This window comes from Massilia sp. 2TAF26, assembly GCF_052115005.1.
Classification (GTDB): Bacteria; Pseudomonadota; Gammaproteobacteria; order Burkholderiales; family Burkholderiaceae_D; genus Telluria.
Map to the genome: position 1 here is coordinate 1 of NZ_JBFRFV010000063.1, position 2,677 is coordinate 2,677.

1 protein-coding gene and 2 pseudogenes are annotated in these 2,677 nt (G+C 63.8%); 2 read left to right on the plus strand and 1 reads right to left on the minus strand.

Going from position 1 to position 2,677, the window contains the following annotated elements; all coding sequences use genetic code 11:
- A pseudogene (locus tag AB4Z32_RS27355) lies at positions 1 to 246 on the plus strand (S-(hydroxymethyl)glutathione dehydrogenase); the annotation flags it as partial.
- A gap of 269 nt (positions 247 to 515) precedes the next feature.
- Complete coding sequence (locus AB4Z32_RS27360) at positions 516 to 2,306, plus strand: M56 family metallopeptidase (RefSeq protein ID WP_442124968.1); 1,791 nt, start codon at positions 516 to 518, stop codon at positions 2,304 to 2,306.
- Between the two features lie 218 nt (positions 2,307 to 2,524).
- Here AB4Z32_RS27360 and AB4Z32_RS27365 read toward each other — a convergent pair.
- Positions 2,525 to 2,677: pseudogene (locus AB4Z32_RS27365) on the minus strand (IS481 family transposase); the annotation flags it as partial.

Here is a 2,677-nt window from a genome sequence, read left to right on the forward strand (position 1 = left end):
GTGGCCGAAGCGGGCAAGGAGATTTCGACCCGTCCGTTCCAGCTGGTCACCGGCCGCGTCTGGAAAGGCTCGGCCTTCGGCGGCGCCCGCGGCCGCACCGACGTGCCCCGCATCGTCGACTGGTACATGGAAAACAAGATCAACATCGACGACCTGATCACCCACCACCTGCGCCTCGACCAGATCAACGAAGGCTTCGAGCTGATGAAGAAGGGCGAGTCGATTCGTTCGGTGGTGGTGTACTGACACTGGCACGCGCAGTATGAACCGTCACCCCCGCGAAGGCGGGGGGCAAGTCAGGCCGGCACCAAGCCGGCCTTCTTTTTTCCGCCTGCTCCGCCAATTCTGCAGCCTGTCGCAGAACGCTGGCTCTCCTTCCCACCTGATCCTATCCTGCCCTCATCAATCACGCGCCCAAAACTAGAAAAAAAGTTCTAGACAAATTTTTCTAGCTGACCTATTCTGAATCCGTCGAAAGGAACCCGCATGAGCCTGCATCACTGGAAGGAAACGCGATGAACGCCGCGGCCTGGATGTCCGGCCTGGCCTGGGCATTGCTGGACTTCGTCTGGCAGGGCGCGCTGGTCGGCTGCGCCGCCGCCGTGCTGCTGGGCCTGCTGAGCAGGGCGCGTCCGCAGTGGCGCTACCTGGTCGCCTGCAGCGCGCTGCTGCTGTGCGCGGCGCTGCCGCTGGCCGGCATGCTGGCGCGCGTGGCGGGGCAGGGCGCAGACAGCATTCTTGTGCTGCCGTCCGCGCTGCTGCAAACGCTGCCGTCCGGCGCCGGGCAGGCGGCGGCCGGTCCTCTCCATGGCGCCGACCTGCCGGCCGGGTGGCGACTGGCGGACTGGCGCGAGGCGCTGCAGCCGCGCCTGCCGCTGGTGATCCTGTGCTGGTCGGCCGGGGCCGCGTTGATGGCCGTGCGCCTGCTGCTGGGCCTGGCCTGGGTGCGCCGGCGCAGCCGTCCCGGCGCCTACCGGCTGGACGCGGAGTGGCAGGCCGTGCTGGACCGCCTGGCGCCGCGGCTGGGGATAGTCCGCAAGGTCATCCTCGGACTGGTGGACGACCTCGCCAGTCCGGTGACGGCAGGGGCTCTAGTCCCGCTGGTGCTGGTCCCGGCCTCGCTGGCCACCGGCATGGCGCCGCAGCTGCTCGAGGCCCTGCTGGCGCACGAGCTGGCCCATGTGCGGCGCCACGACTACCTGGTCAACCTGGTACAGAGTGCGATCGAGATCCTGCTGTTCTATCACCCGGCCGTGTGGTGGCTGTCGCACCGCATCCGGATCGAGCGGGAACTGATCGCCGACGATTTGGCCGCAAGCGCGCTGGGCGAACCGCGGCGTCTCGCGCTTGCATTATCCGAGCTGGACCTGTTCCAGCTCTCCACCCCGCAACTCGCCCCTGGGGCATTTGGAATAAGAGGAACGCTCATGTCTCGCATCAAACGCCTGGTTCGCCCGCATGCCGAACCCTTCAACTGGAAGCTGGCACTGCCGGCCCTCGGCCTGGCCCTGACGGCCGCCATCCACGCCCATGCCGGCACCACGCCGGCGGCCGCGCCGGTCCAGCAAAAATCGAGTGTGCACGTGACGCAGCAGGATAGCCGCGACGCGCCGTATGCGCTGGTGGGCGAGGGCGACAACGGTTTCAATATGACCGGCAACAGCGCCGACTGGCCGTCGATCAAGCAGCTCAAGCGCAGCATCCAGGGCGAATTCCTGTGGTTCCGCGACGGCGGCAAGACCTGGATCGTGCAGGACCGCGACACGCTGGCCAGGGCGCACGCGGCCTGGGAACCGGTCAACCGGCTGGGCGAGCAGATGGACGCCTACGGCAAGGAAATGGACAAGCACGGCAAGGCCATGGAAGCCATCGGCAAGGAGATGGAGCAGGCCGCCGCCGGCATGCAGCCCGACGAGGGGCGGGTGCGCGAGCTGGAGCGCAAGATGAACGAGCTGGGACGGCAGATGTCCAGCCTCGGCCAGCAGATCGGCAAGGCCGGCAGCGACAGCGAGCGCGACCGCCTGAACGACAGGATGAACACGCTCGGCCGGCAGATGAACGCACTGGGCGAGCAGATGCGCGCCGCGCATGAGAGCGAAGGGCAGCGCCGCGCTCAGGCCAGCATGGACGCCGCCGGCAAGCGCATGAACGAGGCCGGCAAGCCGATGGACGCGCTGGGCAAGAAGATGGATGCGCTCGGCAAGCAGATGGACCAGGAGAGCAAGGCCGCCGACAAGACCATGCGCAGCCTGATCCGCGATGCGATGGCCAGGGGACTGGCGCAGCAGGCGCCGGGGCAGGGTTGAATCCGATCCTTGCATGCATATAAAAAGGACCGGAGATGGATTTCATTTCCGGTCTTATTTATATGTATATGTATTCGATTAAATGTGCATATAGAAGGATTTTAATGCAGTAATTACACCGTATTGTGCGACGCAAAAGACGACATGTATAATTTCTTTTCAGTAACTGGAAAAATGTTTTCCGGTGCTATTCAATAATAATCACCAAGAGATAGGAATTAACTGTCCAGTCCCGTTTGATCGTAAACGCGTTTGACGAATAATTCTGGGCGCTTCTGCTGCCATTCCTTGAGTGCGAGGATAGGCGTTTTATTGTCGATGGCGCGTTGTGGAATGTGGTGGTTGTACAGCTTCAAGTAGTTCAGCAATGT